1 tRNA gene and 1 pseudogene are annotated in these 1,842 nt (G+C 54.1%); one reads left to right on the forward strand and one right to left on the reverse strand.

The features are described 5' to 3' along the window. Window positions 1-111: 111 nt before the first annotated feature. Window positions 112-1,088 (forward strand): annotated as a pseudogene (locus ACOTTU_RS24885) (IS110 family transposase); the annotation flags it as partial. Window positions 1,089-1,719: 631 nt separating this feature from the next. Here ACOTTU_RS24885 and ACOTTU_RS24890 read toward each other — a convergent pair. After that, a tRNA-Met gene (locus ACOTTU_RS24890) sits at window positions 1,720-1,796 on the reverse strand. Window positions 1,797-1,842 lie beyond the last annotated feature (46 nt).

The raw sequence follows: 1,842 nt of genomic DNA on the forward strand, positions 1-1,842 counted from the left end.
CTCATTGGCTATGGACATACAACAACGAAAGACCAAACATGGGGATCGGCGGGATAACCCCGATACAAAAACTGAAGGCAGCTTAGATTCTACTGACGCGCCCCTCTAAAAATGGGGAGATTACCAGAAGACCTCGGTAAGGTTACTGTCATTGGCGTCGACATCGGAAAAGACACGTTTCACCTCGTCGGTTTTGATCACGCGGGTCATCGCGTCTTGCGCAAGAATATCAAACGGTTGGCGTTGAAGGCGACTTTTGAGACACTGCCGCGTTGCGTGGTTGGCATGGAGGCCTGCATGAGCGCGCATTTTGTCAGTCGCATGCTGCGAGAGCTCGGGTTTGAGCCTCGGATCATCCCGGCGATCTATGTGAAGCCGTTCAACAAGGGGCAAAAGAGCGATTACAACGATGCGGAGGCTATCGCAGAAGCAGCAATGCGACCAAACCTGCGCCCAGTCACTGAGAAAAGCCAGGATCAGTTGGATCTGCAGGCAACGCATCGTGTTCGGTCGAGGTTGGTGGCGCGACGCACCGCCACGCTCAATCAGATCCGGGCGTTCCTGATTGAGCAAGGCATCACTGTGCGAGCGGGGCGGCATAGTTTGCAGAGCTCGTTTGAGGCAATCCTTGAAAACCGGCGCGATGAAATCTCACCGCGGATGCGTAATACGCTCCTTGGGCTATATGGCGATTGGCTCTGGGTCGATGAACGGATCAAAGCAATCTCATCAGAAATTGAAGAGATCAGCAAAACAGAAGAAAACTGCGCCAATGTCATGACCATTCCCGGGATCGGACCACTCATCTCAACGGCTATCGTGGCCGCCATTGGTCAAGGCGAGGTGTTTGATCGAGGTCGAGATTTTGCTGCTTGGCTCGGTCTCGTACCGCGTCAGTTTAGCACTGGTGGGCGGACAATTCTTGGTCGGATCAGCAAGCGTGGCAACAGCTATCTAAGGATGCTTTTGGTGCAGCCGCCAATGTCATTTTGATGCGCCCTCACCGCTGGGACGCGATCGGCCTTGGCCCCTGGTTACGCGGGGTTGTGAGCAGGATGCCGCACAACAAGGCCGCTGTGCTAACCGCATGACCATTCACCGAGAGAAGCTGGAACAGGATGTCCTAAGAGCGCTCAAAGAACATCTCATGGAACCAGAGCTCTGCGCAGTTTTCTGCGACGCCTTCACAAAACACATGAATAAGCTTCGCTGTGAACATGATGCGGCCACGGATCACTACCGCCGCGAGTTAACTACGGAAGAAGAAGAAGAAGCTAGACCAGATGGTCGATGCCATCGCCGAGGGCGCACCGGTCGCTCCTATCAAAGATAAAATGCATGCGCTGGAAGACCGGCGCATCGAACTAGAAAGATTGTTGGAAGATGTGCAGGAGGCTCCGCCTCTTCTGAATCCCAACATGGCCCGCCTGTATCAAAAGCAGGTAGGCAAACTGATCGAGACACTGAATGTGCCTGAGCACCGCGCTGAGGCCGCTGACGTGGTTCGATCTATGGTCGAGAAGATCGTTCTGACACCAGACGCAGGCGAAAACCGTCTGGTATCTGATCTTCACGGCAGTTTGGCGGGCATTCTTGGAATGGTCACCAAAGAGAAAGCTCATCCGCAACTGACGGATTCTGTGATTACCAAACAGATAGAGGTGATCGAAGGGTCTAAAACGAGCAAAGGCGTCCCTGAGGACGCCTTGCAAGTTAAGCTGGTTGCGGGAGTAGGATTTGAACCTACGACCTTCAGGTTATGAGCCTGACGAGCTACCGGGCTGCTCCATCCCGCGACACTTTATGCGGCCTACCGCGTAGAACGCTACTTGAGGCCGGAAC

Source organism: Roseobacter sp. EG26, from assembly GCF_049830555.1.
Lineage (GTDB): Bacteria > Pseudomonadota > Alphaproteobacteria > Rhodobacterales > Rhodobacteraceae > Roseobacter.